This is a genomic window from Myxococcales bacterium (assembly GCA_016703425.1).
Lineage (GTDB): Bacteria > Myxococcota_A > Polyangia > Polyangiales > Polyangiaceae > JADJCA01.
Genome location: JADJCA010000009.1, coordinates 67,015 through 83,418, shown reverse-complemented (window position 1 = coordinate 83,418; position 16,404 = coordinate 67,015). Strand labels below are relative to the sequence as shown.

General features: G+C 68.4%; 12 protein-coding genes. 8 read left to right on the top strand and 4 right to left on the bottom strand.

The window, feature by feature from the left end; genetic code table 11:
- The first annotated feature begins 118 nt into the window (after positions 1 to 118).
- From IPG50_18030 to IPG50_18015, 4 genes are all read left to right on the top strand, one after another.
- Positions 119 to 2,329, top strand: coding sequence for a hypothetical protein (locus IPG50_18030; protein MBK6694082.1), 2,211 nt, complete (start codon positions 119 to 121; stop codon positions 2,327 to 2,329).
- Positions 2,330 to 2,411: 82 nt separating this feature from the next.
- Positions 2,412 to 4,802 (top strand): PAS domain S-box protein, encoded by a 2,391-nt coding sequence (locus IPG50_18025; protein MBK6694081.1) that lies wholly within the window; start codon positions 2,412 to 2,414, stop codon positions 4,800 to 4,802.
- 93 nt (positions 4,803 to 4,895) lie between these two features.
- Positions 4,896 to 5,537: a methyltransferase domain-containing protein gene (locus tag IPG50_18020; protein ID MBK6694080.1), complete on the top strand. Its 642-nt coding sequence runs from the start codon at positions 4,896 to 4,898 to the stop codon at positions 5,535 to 5,537.
- Complete coding sequence (locus IPG50_18015; protein ID MBK6694079.1) at positions 5,534 to 6,730, top strand: DTW domain-containing protein; 1,197 nt, start codon at positions 5,534 to 5,536, stop codon at positions 6,728 to 6,730. The genes IPG50_18020 and IPG50_18015 overlap by 4 nt, the downstream gene beginning before the upstream one ends.
- Here the strand turns inward: IPG50_18015 and IPG50_18010 are convergent.
- Positions 6,714 to 7,319: a protease inhibitor I42 family protein gene (locus IPG50_18010; protein MBK6694078.1), complete on the bottom strand. Its 606-nt coding sequence runs from the start codon at positions 7,317 to 7,319 to the stop codon at positions 6,714 to 6,716. The two genes, IPG50_18015 and IPG50_18010, sit on opposite strands and share 17 nt — an antisense overlap.
- Positions 7,320 to 7,477: 158 nt before the next feature.
- On the opposite strand from IPG50_18010, the gene IPG50_18005 reads away from it, so the two are divergent.
- Positions 7,478 to 9,739, top strand: coding sequence for an isocitrate lyase family protein (locus IPG50_18005; protein ID MBK6694077.1), 2,262 nt, complete (start codon positions 7,478 to 7,480; stop codon positions 9,737 to 9,739).
- On the opposite strand, the gene IPG50_18000 is transcribed toward IPG50_18005, so the two are convergent.
- Positions 9,723 to 11,084 carry an MFS transporter gene (locus tag IPG50_18000; protein ID MBK6694076.1) on the bottom strand — a complete coding sequence of 454 codons (1,362 nt, stop codon included), beginning with the start codon at positions 11,082 to 11,084 and terminating at the stop codon, positions 9,723 to 9,725. The two genes, IPG50_18005 and IPG50_18000, sit on opposite strands and share 17 nt — an antisense overlap.
- 249 nt (positions 11,085 to 11,333) lie before the next feature.
- On the opposite strand from IPG50_18000, the gene IPG50_17995 reads away from it, so the two are divergent.
- Positions 11,334 to 12,281, top strand: a complete 948-nt coding sequence (locus tag IPG50_17995) for a hypothetical protein (GenBank protein ID MBK6694075.1) — start codon at positions 11,334 to 11,336, stop codon at positions 12,279 to 12,281.
- A 3-nt stretch (positions 12,282 to 12,284) separates the two neighbouring features.
- On the opposite strand, the gene IPG50_17990 is transcribed toward IPG50_17995, so the two are convergent.
- Both IPG50_17990 and IPG50_17985 read right to left on the bottom strand, forming a co-directional pair.
- Positions 12,285 to 13,097 carry a hypothetical protein gene (locus IPG50_17990; GenBank protein MBK6694074.1) on the bottom strand — a complete coding sequence of 271 codons (813 nt, stop codon included), beginning with the start codon at positions 13,095 to 13,097 and terminating at the stop codon, positions 12,285 to 12,287.
- Entirely contained in the window at positions 13,094 to 14,536 is a 1,443-nt protein-coding gene (locus tag IPG50_17985) for a serine/threonine protein kinase (GenBank protein MBK6694073.1), read from the bottom strand. The genes IPG50_17990 and IPG50_17985 overlap by 4 nt, the downstream gene beginning before the upstream one ends.
- A gap of 110 nt (positions 14,537 to 14,646) precedes the next feature.
- Between IPG50_17985 and IPG50_17980 the strand changes: the two genes are divergently transcribed.
- Positions 14,647 to 15,948, top strand: coding sequence for a sigma 54-dependent Fis family transcriptional regulator (locus IPG50_17980; protein MBK6694072.1), 1,302 nt, complete (start codon positions 14,647 to 14,649; stop codon positions 15,946 to 15,948).
- 43 nt (positions 15,949 to 15,991) lie between these two features.
- Positions 15,992 to 16,381, top strand: coding sequence for a translational machinery protein (locus IPG50_17975; protein MBK6694071.1), 390 nt, complete (start codon positions 15,992 to 15,994; stop codon positions 16,379 to 16,381).
- The last annotated feature ends 23 nt before the right edge of the window (positions 16,382 to 16,404 follow it).

Below are 16,404 nucleotides of genomic sequence, written 5' to 3'. Positions count from 1 at the left end.
TTATCGGCGATTTCAGGGGCAACGGTGGTGGGGCCAGGATCCAAGTGTTCGATCCAGACCAGCCAGTGCTACGCGGACACATGCGTCCTCGCTCCGACTTCTGACCACAAGGTGCGGCATGGTCCGTGCTTCGTGGGTCGCCATGCGCGTTATGGCCTCGCTTCTTGCTCTCGCGTTCCTGGCGTTGGCACCGGCCTGCAGCACGGCCGGGCAGGACGACGAAGAAAGCGAGGACGAGCTCACCGCCAACGCCCTGTCCGTGAGCGAAATGACCTCGGCGGCGCGCTACAAGGCCTTCAGCGTTGAGGGGGGCGGCTTCGGTCAATCAGGTCGCTCGATGAAGTTCCTGATCGATGCGCGCAGCAGGCCCACGCTCAGTCCGAGCTTCATCAACGCGAACTTCAAGGCTGGCGGCAAGACGCCCGACTACGCGAAGTACCACTACTACTTCGCGAAAGAGAAGCTCGGCCTCACGATGGAAACGGGCGCCTTCAACGACTCGACCTATTTCGTCGACGCCAAGAAGTTCTTCGCCGGAACCATCCAGACCTACAAGCTTGGCGCCGAAGAGAAGCTGACCTACGCCGTTCAGTTCTATCCCGACGACGTGATCGCCGAGGGGCGAATCGTCGAGGCGCTGAAGGTCATCAAGTCGGCGTTCCGCGTACGCGGCGCGAAGCTCGCCTTCGTGGCTACCGGACCCCAACAGACGACGCGCACGGTGAAGGCCGAGATCGAAGCGATGGGCTTCGCCATCTATTCCATCGACGACATTCTCGGGTCCGTGAACTACTTCCCCGTCAACGCCGGCGAAGCTTGGGGCACCCTCCGGATCTTTCCGACGAACGTCGACGACCTCCGCCCGACCGATCTCCCGGTCTTCAATGAGCTTCCGCTCGATCTGTCGGTCGTCGCCGGCGCGATCACGAAGGTCTACCAAGACGCCACATCGCACGTGAACCTCAAGTCCAAGGAGCGGGGCACGCCGAACATGGTGCTCCGCGATGCGAGCCCCACCAACGCGGTGCTCGCGCCCTTCGCCGACAAGCCGGTGCACCTCGTGGTCGGAAAGGACGGCTTCAAGCTCGAGGCCACCACCGACGCCATCGTGCGGCAGAAGCTTGCCGAACGCCTCGCGCGGCCATGGGTCGAGCTCGGTGTCGTGGCCGAAACACGGCTCATCAGCTACGACGACATGTGCCCGATCAACCCCGCGGGCTGCACGGAGCTGACGGCCCATTGGGGCGGCAAGGCGCAAGGCCTCGGCTTCCTCGCCAACAAGAAGGTCTTGGGCCGCGTCGAGCAAGCCACGTCCATTAGCCACCGCTTCGGATACGACCTGACGCCGCGCGGCTTTGGCGTCCCCGTCGCGTCGTACCGCGACTTCGTCGCGCACGCGCCCAACGGCGCCGTGCGTCAAAAGATCGATGCCCTCATCGCGGCGGAGCGCCGCGGCGATCTCTCGCCGAACGAGCGCGGAACGATGGTCGACGCGGTCAAGTCGGCGATCCTCCTCGCCGAGTTGCCGACGGCGACGCGAAGCGGCGTGATGGATCGCATCGCGGCGCTCATGCCCGGCGTGCCCAAGTTCAAGGTGCGCTCGAGCTCCAACGCCGAGGACGTCCCGAACTTCGACGGCGCCGGTCTCTACGACAGCTTCTCCGCCGAGCCCGACAAGGTCGACAACCCCGACGGCTCGTGTCGCATCGAGACGGAAGCCGACGGCGCCGTGACCAAGTCGAAGGTCAAACCGAAGACCGTCCACTGCGCCATCAAGGGCGTCTACGCGAGCCTGTGGAACCGTCGCGCCGTGGAGGAGCGCACCTTCGCTCGCCTCTCGCACGCCACGAGCGGGATGGGCCTCTCCATCGTGCCCGCCTACGACCTCGAGGACGACGTCGCTGCCAACGCCGTCGTCATCACGCGCGTCGTCAACAGCGACGACATCATGGGCTACACGCTAGCGGTGCAGCAGGGGAACAACCTCGTCACGAACCCAAACCCGGGCACCCTCGCGGAGAACACCATCGCCACGTTTGGGGACATTAACCGCCCCCCGCGCTTCACCCTGGTGCGCCGAGCCGCGCCGGCGGCGGGCCAACCCCCGCTGCAGGGCAGCGTTCTGCCGGACGCGAAGCTCCAGGAAATCGTCACCGCCGTGCAGGCCGTCGAGGTGGCGTATTGCCGAGCCAAGCCCGACTACTACAGCGGCGACTGCACTTACGTGGCCTTCGACAACCAGAAGCCGCGGTCCCTCGACTTGGAGGTCAAGATCCTCGGCAATGGGCACCTCATCGTGAAGCAGGTGCGCGAGTTCAACGGCCACTGACTGCCTCAGCCACGCCGTTTCGTCGCCTTCGGGGCGGAACGATCGCCTGCTTTGCACCGCCTCCTGGTACAGAGAAAACAGCATGCTTGGTGCGTTCGATGCGGCGCTCGCCCACGTGGCGATCCTCGACCACGAGGGCACCATCGTTGCGGTCAACGGCGCTTGGCGGGCCTTCGCCGCTCGGAATGTCAGCGGCCCCGCATCTTCAAGCCTCGAGGCCGCCACCGGCGTGGGCGCGAACTACCTCGCGGCCTGCGTAGGGGACGAGAGCGCTCGGAGAGCGGCCGCGGGGCTACGGGACGTGCTGGCGCGACGAACGCTGCGCTTTGACCTCGAGTACCCATGCGTCATCGAGGGGGAGCGTTGCTGGTTCGCGATGAGCGCCACGCCCATCGACGAACCGCGCGGCGGCGCCATCGTGACGCACACGGACATCTCGGCGCAGAAGCACGCGCACCAATGGACGCTCGGCCACAACCGCGTCCTCGAGTCCATCGCCCATGGTGAGCCTCTGCCGGCGGTCCTCGCAGCGGTCACGCGTTTGGTGGAAGACCTTCAAGCGGGGACGCTCTGTTCAATTCTCCTTCTCGAAGGCGACACGCTGCGCCTTGGCGCCGGGCCGAGCTTGCCGGCGGCCTACAACGCTGCGCTCAGCCGCGTGACCATCGGCCCGGAGGTCGGCTCCTGCGGCACCGCCGCTTTCACGCGCCGGCTGGTCGTCGTCGACGACATCGAGACCGATCCGTTGTGGAAGAACTTCCGCTGGGCGTTCACCGACTACGGCCTCCGGTCCTGCTGGTCGTTGCCGATCGTCGCCGCCGGCGGCGGGCCCGTCTTGGGGACCTTTGCCATCTACGCTCGCCGCGCGCTGCGCCCGTCGCAAGGCGTCCTTCAGTTGCTCGGTGGTGCCGCCCACCTCGCGGGGCTGGCCATCGAGCGTGAGCTCGCCTCCGCTGAACTTCGCGCGAGCGAGGAGCGCTTCCGGCTGCTCGTCCTCGGCGTTCGTGACTATGGCCTCTTCATGACGACGCCCGACGGTCGCGTCGTCACGTGGAGCCCCGGCGCTGAGCGTCTCTACGGCTACTCGGAGCAGGAGGCTGCGACACTCAACGTTCGCGCCCTCGAGGCGGTCGACGCTCCGCCGCACCGCGCGGCGAGCGGCTCGGACCGGGGGGAAGCGGAAGGCTGGCAGGTGCGAAAGAGCGGCGAGCGCTTCTGGGCGAGCCTCGCCACAACGCCGGTCTACAACGATGACGGTACGCTGCGCGGCTTCGCGCGCGTCGTCGGCGATTTGACCGAACGGCTCCGCTTGGAGGAGGAGCTGCTCCAAGCGCAAAAATTGGAGGCCGTGGGCCGGCTCGCCGGAGGCATCGCTCACGACTTCAACAACCTGCTCACGGTCATCCGCGGCAACGTGGAGTTCTTGTCGATGGACGCGCAGCGCGTCGGGCCCGCCTGGGAGAGCCTGAACGAGATTCGCGACGCCGCGGAACGCGCGGCGCATCTCACGCGGGAGTTGCTCACGTTCAGCCGCGCGCGGGCGCCTCAAGTGTCGCTCACCTCGGTCAACGAGGTGGTTGCCCTCTCGGAGCGTGTGTTTGCGCGGCTGCTCGGTGAAGACATCCGGCTGACGACGGCCCTCGCTGACGAGCTCCCTCCCGTTCGCGTCGACGCGAGCCAGCTCGAGCAGGTGCTGCTCAACTTGATGATGAACGCGCGCGACGCGATGCCTGCGGGAGGTGTCGTCACCATTGAGACCGCGTGCGCGCGGCTCACGGACGATGGCGGCGGCGGCCGCTCATCGTTGCCGCCCGGTCTCTACGTCGACCTCTTCGTTAGGGACACGGGGACGGGCATCGACGAAGCGACGCAGGCGCGGGTCTTCGAGCCGTTCTTCACGACGAAGCTCCTCGGCGCGGGCACCGGCCTGGGCCTTGCCATGGTGTACGGAGCGGTGAAGCAGGCTGGCGGCACCGTGCGTCTCGAGAGTCGCCTCGGCTTCGGGACGACGTTTCGCGTGCGCCTGCCGGCCGCCGGAGTCTCGCCGATGGCTTCGCGGACCGACGCCAGCACGCTGGCCGCCCCAGGCGGCGAGACGGTCTGGCTCGTAGTCGGCGATCCCGCGGTGCGCCGGACGTTCGGGGCCGCGCTCGAGTCGCAGGGGTATTCGGTCATCGAGGCGTCGGCCGACGACCTCGTGCAGAAGGTGACCGAGGGGGGCGCCGCCGCCGACGTGCTCATCACCGACGAGCAAGTGCTTCCCATCGACGAGCAGGTGGCAGTCCTCCGGTCGAGTCGACCACGCATCCGGGTGCTCCACGTGGTCAGTCATCTTGACGATGACGGGCATGGGGCCGCTCACGCCGACGTGCTCCTGCGCAAGCCGGCGACACCGCTGGTGCTCCTCGCGAAGGTTCGCGCTGTCCTCGACCCGGGCGCCGTCGGGCCGCGCGGGTTGCGGGGCAGCTCGTAGCGTGTCGCGCTATCGAACGGCCCGTCGCGCTCGTTGACGGGCCCGCGCAGAGCAATCGGGTAGACTGCCCCCGTGCTCGACCCGCGGAGCCGCGTGCGCCTCAAGCCGACCACGGCTCGTCACTTCGCGACCGATTCGCTCTTCGACCGCGTCGCGCGCGTCGTGTGCGAGGCGAATTGCCTCCCGCGAAAGGAGCTCTTCGAGTCGTGGCAGGTGGCGCGCCGCGTGCGCCGTCGCTTCCGCGGTGGTCGCGTCGTCGACCTTGCTTGTGGGCACGGACTCGTCGCGCAGCTCCTCCTCTTGCTCGACGACACCTCGGCGTCGGCGCTCGCCGTGGATCGGCGCATTCCCGCGAGCGCCTCCAAGCTGCTCGTGGCCATGAGCGCCGCGTGGCCGAAGCTCGCCGGCCGGGTCACCCTCGTCGAGGCTGACATTGAGTCGGTGCCGCTCTTTGCCACCGACGTCGTGGTCTCGGCCCACGGCTGCGGCACTCTCACGGACGTCGTCTTGGCGCGCGCCGCCGCCGCTGGCGCGAGAGTCGCCGTTCTGCCTTGTTGCCACGACGAGGTCACCTGTGACCTCGGGGGCCTTGGCGGGTGGGTCGATCTCTCGCTCGCCATCGACGTGACGCGCGCGCGCGCCTTGGCGGCGCGCGGGTACCGCGTGCACACGCAGCTCTTGGCGGAAGAGGTCACGCCGAAGAATCGCCTCCTCTTGGCGGAGCCGCTCCGATGACGCTCGCCGACGGTCGTGAACCCCGCGCCCTTTGCACGAGCTGCGGTCGCCCTGAAGTCGTTTGTTATTGCCGCTTCGTCACGCCGCTGACGAGTCGGACGCGCGTGGTCATCCTCCAGCATCCGCGCGAACGGTCCGTGCCGATCAATACGGCGCGCATCGCGTCGCTCTGCTTGCCTGAGGCGGAGCTTCACGTGGGGCTCTCCTTCGACGGGCTCTCGGCGCTCTCCGACGCGGAGCGTCCCGCCGTGCTGCTTTACCCCGGCGACGGCGCCATCGATGTCGAGGGGGCTCGCTTCGAGGGCCCGCGGACGTTGGTCGTCGTCGACGGAACCTGGTGGCAGGCCAAGTCGCTGATCGGACGGAACCCCGCGTTGCGGAGCTTGCCTCGCGTCGCCTTCCGGCCGAAGGCCCCCAGCGCGTACCGCATTCGCCGAGAGCCTGCCCTCGACTACGTGTCGACGGTCGAGGCGTTGGCGCACGTGCTCGGCGTACTCGACGGCGAACCGGAGAAGTTCCTCGCGCTGCTTGAGCCCTTTCGCGCCATGGTTGAGTCGCAGCTCGCCTATGCGGCGCAAAGCGGTGGCTCACGCCACCGCCGGTCGCCCCGCAAGGGCACGGTGCCGCCGAAGCGTCGCGGGTTACCGTCGCTCCTTCACGAAGGCGATCTCGTTTGCGTCCACGCCGAGGCCAACGCCTGGCCCTACAGCGCGGGCCGCCGCGGCGCGTGCCCCGATGAGGTCGTGCAATGGTCCGCCGTTCGGCTGCCCCAGCACGAAGCCTTTCAGGCCTTCGTCGCCCCCCGCGGTCCGCTCAATCCCGCCACGGCGATCCACCTCGAGGTCGACGCGGCTCGCATCGTGGCCGGTGAGACGTTCGCCTCGTTCCACGAGCGCTGGCGTCGATTCCTCCGGCCAACGGACGCCGTTTGCCGCTGGGGTACGTACACCCACGAGCTCCTGAACCGCGAGCACCCCTCCGGAACGGACGTGCCGCTTCGCGGTGACCTCGATCTGCGTCCCGTCGCGCGCGCCTTCGCGCGCGGCCCCGTAGGCACCATGAGCGACTTTGCCGTCCGCCTGGGGGTGACGGGCGAGCTTCTGGCCGACGCCATTGAAGGGCGAGCGAAGCGTCGCCTCGGCGAACTCGCCGCCATCACCACCGAGCTCGCGCGTCTCAGTCGAGGTAGCTGACACCGCAATTCGCCTGGGCCCACGCGCGGAAGTCGGAGGCGCAATGCGGGTTCGTTGTCGGCGGCATGCAGTTGATGGAGCTCGACGTCGGGCAGCGTCGGGCCTCCGGTTCGTCGGTGGCGCCAGCGGCCTTGATCTTCACGCCGAAGGAAAACGTTCGCTGCGCCGGTGTCTCGTCATTCTCGAAGGAGCGACGGTATTCAAGCGTCACGCGGTGCACCGTTGCCGCGGCTTCGAGGTGCGCGCCGTTGGTCTTCCAGACGAAGACTTGGTGGCCGCCGCTGCCAACGGGGCCGTCGTGCGCGCCCTCGTACGTGCCGTCCCGCGGCGAGGGATAGCCGAAGGTGCGGTTCGTGCTGGTGACGCGCCACGCGTAGCCCGTGGTGGCGTTGGCCGGCAAGGTCACGCGCACGCTCTTGCCTTTTTCGACGGAGAGCGTCGTGTCGTCATCGCGTTCCGTCACGTCAACGAACTCACTTCGCCGAAGCTCGTCCGACGACGACGGCGCACCCTCGGGGGAACCCGAACCCGAGCAAGCGGCAAGCGAGGCGGCGAGGGGCGCGAACAGCACAAGCAGCGAAAGACGCATCGGGAAACCTCCACACCGAGCCGTGCAGCTCGCGTGCCGTGCGGACAATGTCGACAAGTGTGTGATAACTCGTCGGGGGCCGGATCAAGCGAGGCGCGCGGTGTCGCGGAGCCGCGACGGGCCGTGCCCCGGCCCAACGCCGATGTATAACGGCGTCGATGCAATCATTCGAAGACCAAGTCGCGGAGATGCGCCGCTACTTCGAGCAGCCTCGCTTTCGCGAGACCACGCGCCTCTACACGCCGCGCGAGGTGGTCGAGCAACGAGGGACGATCCAGAACGACTACGCCGTCGCTCGCGACGCGTCGTCGGCCTTTTACGCGCGACTCCGTGAGCTCTACACGGGAAAAAAGTGCATCACGACCTTCGGCCCGTATTCGCCGGGCCAGGCCGTGGCCATGAAGCGCATGGGCATCGAAGGCATCTACCTCGGCGGTTGGGCCACCAGCGCCAAGGGCTCGGTGCAGGAAGACCCAGGACCGGACCTCGCTAGCTATCCGCTCAGCCAGGTGCCCGATGAGGCTGCGCCCATCGTGCGAGCGCTGCTTACGGCGGACCGCAATCAGTTTCACGCGCGCTCCCGCATGACCGACGAGCAACGCAACGTCGCGCCGAACGTCGACTTCCGGCCTTTCATCATCGCCGACGCTGACACGGGGCACGGCGGCGACGCGCACGTACGCAACCTGGTTCGCCGCTTCGTCGAGGTCGGGGTGCCGGGCTACCACATCGAAGATCAGAAGCCCGGCGTGAAGAAGTGCGGCCACCAGGGCGGCAAGGTCCTCGTCTCCGAAGACGAGCAGATCAAGCGCCTCAGCGCCGCGCGGTTTCAACTCGACATCATGCAGGTGCCGGGGATCATCGTGGCCCGCACCGACGCCGAGTCGGCGACGCTCCTCGACGGCCGCAGCGACGAACGCGATCAGCCGTTCATTCTGGGGGCCACGAACGTCAACTTGCCGAGCTTCAAGGCGGCCACCCTCGGTGTCCTCCGCGCGCTTCACGACAAAGGAGTCCTCGAGCTCACGGGCCACAAGCTCTACGCCCTCTCGGAAGACGAGTGTTCCGCGACCGCCGCTTGGCTGGAGGAGCGCGGGCTCCTCGCGCTCGCGGCGGACGCCGCCGCGGCCTACGAGAAGGAAGGGCGTCGTTCCCCCGACGCGGCCTTCGACAAGGTCTTCGATCGGCTCGTCGACGTTTGGCAAAAAGAGGCCAACGTAAAGACGTACGGCGAAGCCGTCGCGGAGGAGATGCGCTTTCTCGCGAGCGAGGGCGTGCAGTTTCCGTTGAGCGAAGCCGAGTGGCTCACCTTCGCGGCGCGCGCCTCGTTCTACGCGATTCGTGAGAAGGCACGCGGCATCGGCGTGCACGTCGTCTGGGACTGTGAGCACGCAAAGACCCCCGACGGCTACTTTCAAGTGCGTGGCGGCATCGACTACGCCATCGCCAAGTCGCTGGCCGCCGCGCCCTTTGCCGACATCTTGTGGATGGAGACGAAGACCGCCGACTTGCACGAAGCGAAGATCTTCGCCGACGCGATCCACGCCGTTTATCCCGACAAGATGCTCGCCTACAACCTGTCGCCGTCCTTCAATTGGGACACGACGGGACTCAACGATGACGCCATGCGTCGGTTCCCCGAGGAGCTCGGCAAGCTCGGCTTCGTGTTCAACTTCATCACCTACGGCGGCCACCAGATTGACGGCCTCGCCGGCGAGGAGTTTGCGTCGGCGCTCCGCCAAGACGGCATGCTGGCCTTGGCGCGGCTCCAGCGAAAGTTCCGGCTCGTCGAGTCGCCCTACCGGACGCCGCAGACGCTCGTCGGCGGACCGCGCGCCGACGCCGCCCTCTTGTCGCTCTCGGGCCGGACCTCGACGACGAAGGCCATGGGCATTGGTTCGACGCAGTTTCAGCATCACGTCCTCACGGAGGTGCCGCCGAAGCTCCTCGAGGAGTGGCTCGACTTCTGGCGCCTCAAGCACGGCGTCGACGGCCGGCTCACGGTCGGCCTTCGTCCCCATACGCCGGGCGCGCAGGTGCTCGAGCTCGCCGTCGTGGCGCCGGCGGGCGACAAGACGGCGAACGTGGTGTTCGAGCCGATTCAAGATCGGTACGGACGCAGCATCCTTTCCATTCGCGACCAGAACACCTTCGACAAGGCGCTTCGTCAGAAGCGGCTCATGAGCCTGTGCCAGCTCTTCTTGATCCATCGCTACAAGATCGACTCGGTGCACTACCTCACGCCGACAGAAGACAACCATCGGCAAACGGAGCGGATGCATCGCCGCGGCGTGTTTAGCTCGGTCAATGAAGAGGTCGGCAAGATCATCGTGGCAGACGTGAACAAGGATCGCGTCAAGCAGCTCTTGGACCCGGAGTCGGAGCGAGCGGCCCTCAAGCGCTTCATTGCCGACGGCTGAGAGCGGTGACCGCCGCGGGCGTTGGGCCGCGCGGCGCGGCAGGGCGAGCGGCTACCCAGCGCAGCGACACGACGACCCACGATGAGAGCGCGAGGGCGGCCAAGAGGAAGGCCGCCCGATAGCCGCGGCCCGCGTCGGAGGGGTCCCGGAAGATCGCCGCGACGATGCCGCCGGCCATCGGCCCCGCGAGCATGCCAAAACACCCGGCCGCGTTGACCATGGCCATGGAGCGGGCGCGCGCGGGCGCCTCGGTCTCGTCAGCGGCGAAGGCCAAGACCGACGCGAAGACCAGCGCGGAGGACACGCCCCCCGCGATCATGGGCAGCGGGAGGAGCGCCGCTGGCACGTGACCGAGGCAGGCGACGGAGCCAGCGAAGGCGAGCATGCCGAGCGCCAGGGCTCCTCGACTGGGGCGGTGCCGAAGGAGAGCGCCGGCGGGGAACATCGCGAACGCAAAGGGGACCGTGAGGCAGGCGTACAAGAGTCCCACGTGCCGATCGGACGGCCCATGCACGCGGTGCGCGAAGAGCGAAAAGCTGACGATGAGGCATCCCACGGCGAACCGAGACAGGAACGCGGCGGCCAACGGGAAGCTCGCTCGCGGGAGCGCCGCCCGAGCGGCGGCCGCCGGAGCCGCGCGAACAGCGAGCCGCTGCCCCGAGAGGGTCGCGGCCACGAGCATCAAGAGCGCTGCGCCGGCCCAAAACGGCGCGCGCGCGTCGAGCGCGACCAGGAGTCCTCCAACGAGGTTGCCCGCGGCGACGGCGAAGATGACCGCGGTTCCCGCGGCCGTGGTGAGGCTCGGCGTCTGCCTCGCTCGCGCGACCTCCGCCGCGTGGCTCATGAGCAGCACCGTGAGGCCGACGTGTAGGGCGCCCTCAAGGACGCGCGCTGCGAGGAGCCATTGTGTGGGCATCGGCAGCGCGAAGCAGAGGAGCAACAGTGCGTCGGCGAGGGCGAAGAGCGGCGCGCGCGCCGCCGCGGTCTTCCGGAAGCGGGGCCATGAGGCCAACAGAAGCGTCAAAACGATGGCGCCCACCATGTTGAGCGCCATGAACGCGTGCATCGGTCCTTCGCGGCCACCGTGGTGCTCAGCGAAGAGGGGGCGGATTGCCGGCGCCAAGGCTGTGGCCGGCAACATCTGGAAGAACACGATCGCCGAGAGAAAGCCTCGCCGGTCGAGCGGGGCCGCCTCATCGAGAGGACAGGGAGTCGTTCGCGGCAGGGCGCGCGCGCGGAGCGTCAACGGAACACGCATGCCGGTCGTGGTGCAATCGCTGCGCCGCCCGAGCGGCGTCGTTGCCGCGGGCTTCGTTGCGGCGTCGAGGTAGGTCGATGCATCCATCACTCGTTCCATCTCGCACTTAAGTGGAGGCGCGCGATTCGTCGTCCTTTCCATTGCGCGCGACATCTGCGACTGGTGGAGCGCGTTTCTTGCCGTGACTCTTGCTTGGGGGAGGATGCCATGTTCATGAAGCTCGGAATCTGACGGCGGCAAGCGGGACGAGGACGAAGGCGCTGTGTCAACGTCCTCTCACCGCTCGCGGTCGCTGGCGTTCGTGCGGTTGGTCTCGTCGCGAGGTACTCTTCGCCGGTGACCGCGATGACCAAAGGGGGCGTCTTGTCGGTGGCGACGCTCGCCGCGACCCTCTTGGCGGGATGCGTGTTCGCGTACTCCTTCGACTCGCTCGAGACGCCGGTGCGGCCCGCTTCCGACGCGTCGCCGTCGCCGTCGGCGGCCGACGTTGGGTCCGTCAGCACGCGGCTCTGCGATGGTCCCTTCGCCGAGGTCCCGGACCTTTGCGACGACTTCGACGACGAGTCGCCCGTGGGCGCGCGGTGGGACATCGGCGGCGCCGTCGACAACCCGGTGCTCTACAGGGATGCGTCGGTGACTCGAGAGTCGCCCGCCGCCACGGATCGCTCGCCGCTCGTGTCGAGGCCGAGTGTCTTGCGCATGCGCGCCTCCGGCGAGCGGGCGAAGGCCGCGCTCTTGCACCTGTTAGGCAAGGCAAAGCGCGGCACGGCACGTCGCGGCGTAGAGGTCTCGCTGGTGGCGCGACCGACTGTCAACGAGATGCCGCTGCCGGTCGAAGGCGGGCCGCTCACCGGCATCATGCCCGTGGGCTTCCTCACACAGTCCGCCGTGGGAATCCCTGCTGGCGTCTTGCTCGTGCTCCGTGACAGCACCCTTTACCTGGCCGTGACCAACGATCTGAGCCCCGCGGCGCCGCCGCCCGATCGAGCGTCGTTCCAGCCGCTGACGGTCCTCACGGCAAGTCCTGCGGCAACCTGGGTTCGCGTGCGCTTGGCCGTCGGAGAGCGAGAAGCCCTCAAGGAGCGAGGCTTCTCGTGCGACGCCATGGAGCCGGTCGTGGTGGCTGCCGAAGGCGGCGCGCTCTTCTCCGCGTGCCTCGGGCTCAAGGGGAGCCTGGGATCGATCGAATGGCTCGACTTCGCGACGCTGGCGTTGGGCCCCACGATCCTCGGTGAGGGCACCGCCGAGATTTTCGTCGACAACGTCTTGCTCACGACCTTCTGAGGGCTAGCGCCCGGTGACGTTGGGCGCTTTCGGCGACAGAAACAGCCACAAGGCCCCGGCAGCGGCGAGCGCCGAGGCCACGAGGAAGGCGTCCGCGACGACGAACGAGCGTCGGTTGCTCGCCACTTCGTCGCTGGTGCACGAGCCCGTCTGCCCACACGTCGCGCGCAGCGAATCGTAGCGGGCGTCGGCGCCCAGCACCAACGTCGTCCCGGTGACGCCGAGGGCGACGGCGACGCCGCTCGCGACGAGGGGCCAGGTCAAGTCTCGCGACGTCGGCGCTGGGGTGGGGGCCACCGCACGATCGCGAGGCCGTGCCGGCACGTCTCGCGGACCAAACTCGGCGACGACCACGCGTCCCCGCTGTCCGTCGAGCGCCACGACCGTCAAGGCGACGGTCTCTCCGAGGCGCTCGAAGACGAGCTCGTGGGTGCCAGGATCGACGGCGAGGGCCTTGCCGCTTACGGGCCGCCGCTCGGAGCCGTCGATGCGAACGGTTGCGTCGGCGAGATCGCGCCCCTCGCGGTCTCGGGCGCCAAGGACGAGCGTGGGCGCGGCTTCCGCGAGCTCCGCCTCCCAGCGTGCGCAGTCGGCGGCGACGACCGCCGGGCACTCGGAGTTGGCGCACGCGCGAAACTTGAGGATGGCCGCCGCGTAGCGACCTTGACGCCGCAGCGGCTGAGCCTCTTCTGCATCGCGCGCGCAGCGCTCGGCTACGGCGGGGCCCGGCGGCGCGGGGCCGCTGTCTTGGCCATGCGCGCCGCGAACGCCGAAGAGCGCAGCGAAAAGCGCGGCCATGCCCAGGGCGCGGTTCATTGGAGGCACTCTCTTCGGTAGATGCGATTGCCCTCGCTGTCGAGTCGGTACGGCACGCGGCAGTCGAGACTCTTCTGCGCGCTCGCACTCGGTGCGGGTCGTGGCAACGCAGCGGGCCGCGCGATGGCGCCGACGACGCCAGCCTCGTGACCAAGCGCCGCATCGGCCGTCGATGCTCCGCCTGCCGAGGGCGAAGGGGGCGCCGAAGCAGCAGGTAGTACGGACGCCTCGAGAGGAGCCGCCGGCGCCATCGCGTCGACGCGCGCCGTCGCGAGCGCGTTGGCGTCGGGCGCGTGCGCTTCTCGGAGGTCGCTCTCGCCGCGAAGCCGGGAGGAGAGCAGCGCGGCGCCTCCTGCGACGAGCAGGGCGACGAGCGCCGTCGTTCCGTACGCAGCGGCGTGTCGTCGTGGCTTGGGCCGGGTCTCGAGCTCCTCCGCCGCGCCGAGCGACGCGCGCGCCGGCGATGCCACGTCCGGCAGGGCCGCCACCTCGAAGGCGCGCACCTGGCCGCTTCGCTCCTCGAGCGTTGGGCCGCACTCTTGGGCGAGCCACGCGCGCACCGCCGCGGCCGGTGCCGGCGGCGCCGCCACGCGGAGCGCTGCTGCGAATTCGGCGGCCGACTTCCAACGCTTGCGCGCCGAGTGCTCGAGCGCCTTCAGCACGACCGCGTCGAGGGCCTCCGAGACGGAGGGTTCGCTGCGGCTCGGCGGGCTCACGTCGCCGACGAGAATCCGCGCCGTGATGGCGCCGTCGGTTTCAGCGGCGAAGACCGGCTTGCCCACCAGGGCTTCCCAGAGGACCGCTCCCGCGGAGAAGACATCGCCAGCGATGCCATGGGCCTCGCCCTCGACGACCTCCGGTGGCAAGTAGAGGAGCTTGCCCTTGACCAGGCCTTCGCGCGTGTTTTTGAGACGCGCAGCGCTGCGTGCCACTCCGAAGTCGATGAGCCGACCGGCCCCGTCGGCGCCGACAAGAATGTTTTGCGGGCTGATGTCCCGATGCACGAGGCGGAGCGGCGTTCCGTCGTCGGCGGCGGCCCCGTGGGCTGCCTCGAGGCCTTCGAGGACGTTAAGGAGCACCGCTGAGGCGATCGCCGGCGGAACCTTGCGGACCGTTTCGGCACCGGCCATGAGGCGCGCGAGCGAAAGGCCTGGCACGTAGTCCATGACCAAGAACAGCTCGTCGCCTTCGCGGACCACGTCTTGGATCGCCACGACGTTGGGGTGTCGGATGCTGGCGGCGACCTTCGCTTCCGCGAGGAAGCTGTCCACGATGTCGGCGTCGGCCGAGAAACGACCGTGGAGCTTCTTGAGCGCGACGATGCGATGGAAGCCCTCGGCGCCGAGCTGCTTGCCTAAGTGGACCGTTGCCATGCCTCCCGACGCGAGGTCCGGGCCGAGCACGTAGCGGTCGCCGATGCGTCGCGACGAGGCGGTCACGAGATGGCCGCAAGTCTACCCGATCGACGCGCGGGCGACTGATTTCGCGGTGATCGCTCCGGCGAGTCCGCTGGCTACGCCGCACGTTGGGCTGATGATACCGTCCCGTCATGGCAACCAAAGAGGCCGAAACGCGGCTCTCGGACCTCACGCAGGCGCCCCCCGGCGGCTGGACCTTTGAGCTCGTCGTCGCGTCCGGTCCCGACGCTGGCAAGGCGCTGGTGGTGGATGGTGCAACGCCGCGCCGCCTCATCGGGAAGAGCGCCTTGTGCCACCTCTCGATCGACGACGCGGAGATAAGTCGGCGGCACGCGACCGTGGAGTCTACGGCGTCGGGTCTTCACGTCCAAGACCTGGGGTCCAAGAACGGAACGTTTCTGTCCGGGGTGCGCATCGCGTCGGCCTTCGCGCTAGGCGGCGAAACGTTGCGCGTGGGGCAGACCGAGGTCTCGGTCGTGCGTCGCTCTGACGAGCAGGCGCAGCTCGCGCGCGCGATGCGCTTCGGTCGCGTCATCGGCGCCAGCGCGGCCATGCGCAAGCTCTACCCGATCCTCAAGCGACTCGCCGAGAGCGACGTCCCGGTCGTCCTTGAGGGAGCGACGGGCACCGGCAAGGAGCTCCTCGCCGAGACGCTGCACGAAGAGGGGACGCGCGAGGCGGGCGCCTTCTCGATTCTCGATTGCGCGGCCCTCAGCGCCGCCGAGTCGGAGCAAGCGCTCTTCGGTGATGAATCGGGCCGCGCGGGGCTCCTCGAACAGGCGAACGGCGGAACGCTCTTTCTCGATGAGATCGGTGAGCTCGACGGTGGCGTGCAAGGCAAACTGCTCGGCGTCATTGAGCGAGGCAAAGTGACTCGCGGCGCCGACACCGTCGCGGTGGACATTCGCTTCATCGCGTCGACTCGGCGCGACCTCGAGGTCGAAGTCCAAGAGGGTCGGCTACGCGAGGACCTCTACTTTCGCCTCGCCGTAGCGCATGTCGAGCTTCCGCCGCTTCGCGAGCGACAGGGAGACGTCGAGCTGCTCGTCCGCCACTTCTGGACCAAGCTCGGCGGGCGCGGTGACCTTTCGAGCGCAACCATGGCGCGCCTCGAGCGGAGCGATTGGCCTGGGAACGTACGCGAGCTGCGCAACGCCGTGGCGCGCCTCATCGCCGTGGGCGACGACGCGCCGGCCCTTGCGGCGTCGAAGGATGCGCCCACGGCGGTGCTGGGCGATTTTGATCACGTGCTGCGCCAAGACCTCACGCTGCCCGTGGCTCGGCAAAAGGTGGTGGACGCCTTCGAGCACGCGTACATCGAGCGCGCGCTGGCGAAGAGCGGTGGCAACGTCTCGGCGGCCGCCGCGGCCGCCGGCATCGCGAGGCGCTACTTCTACGTCGTGAAGAATCGCGTGGGCTCCGGCGAGCGTTGACCCGCGCCCCCACTTTGGGCACCGGATTTGCTATACGAGCGGCATGACCTTTCACGCAGTCGTGTGGCTCGACCACCAGCAGGCCCGTGTCTTTCACATCACCGCGGAGGCGTTCGACGAGGCGACCTTCAAGGCGCCGAAGCATCACGTCACTTCGTCGCACGGCGCGCGCGATCAGCACGCACGCGGCGAGACGCGAGAGGCGGCCCAGTTCTTCGAAGCCATCGCCCGCGCCCTCTCGGATTCCCAGGAAATCCTCGTGCTTGGGCCCGGTACGGCTAAGCTTGCGCTCGTGAAGCACATGCACAAGCACGACCCAAAGGTCGAGGCGCGCATCGTCGGGGTCGAGACCGCCGACCACCCGACCGACGCTCAGATCGTCGCGCATGCGCGAGCCTACTTCCGAACCAACGACCCCTTGCTCGGGCGCTAGCGGGCGAAGCGGTGGCGCAGCAT

What these genes read in the sequence shown, in the direction of transcription:
- IPG50_18030 (MBK6694082.1), top strand. Translation starts at nt 119, where the DNA reads ATGGTCCGTGCTTCGTGGGTCGCCATGCGCGTTATGGCCTCGCTTCTT.
- IPG50_18025 (MBK6694081.1), top strand. Translation starts at nt 2,412, where the DNA reads ATGCTTGGTGCGTTCGATGCGGCGCTCGCCCACGTGGCGATCCTCGAC.
- IPG50_18015 (MBK6694079.1), top strand. Translation starts at nt 5,534, where the DNA reads ATGACGCTCGCCGACGGTCGTGAACCCCGCGCCCTTTGCACGAGCTGC.
- IPG50_18010 (MBK6694078.1), bottom strand. Translation starts at nt 7,319, where the DNA reads ATGCGTCTTTCGCTGCTTGTGCTGTTCGCGCCCCTCGCCGCCTCGCTT.
- IPG50_18005 (MBK6694077.1), top strand. Translation starts at nt 7,478, where the DNA reads ATGCAATCATTCGAAGACCAAGTCGCGGAGATGCGCCGCTACTTCGAG.
- IPG50_18000 (MBK6694076.1), bottom strand. Translation starts at nt 11,084, where the DNA reads ATGGATGCATCGACCTACCTCGACGCCGCAACGAAGCCCGCGGCAACG.
- IPG50_17990 (MBK6694074.1), bottom strand. Translation starts at nt 13,097, where the DNA reads ATGAACCGCGCCCTGGGCATGGCCGCGCTTTTCGCTGCGCTCTTCGGC.
- IPG50_17980 (MBK6694072.1), top strand. Translation starts at nt 14,647, where the DNA reads ATGGCAACCAAAGAGGCCGAAACGCGGCTCTCGGACCTCACGCAGGCG.
- IPG50_17975 (MBK6694071.1), top strand. Translation starts at nt 15,992, where the DNA reads ATGACCTTTCACGCAGTCGTGTGGCTCGACCACCAGCAGGCCCGTGTC.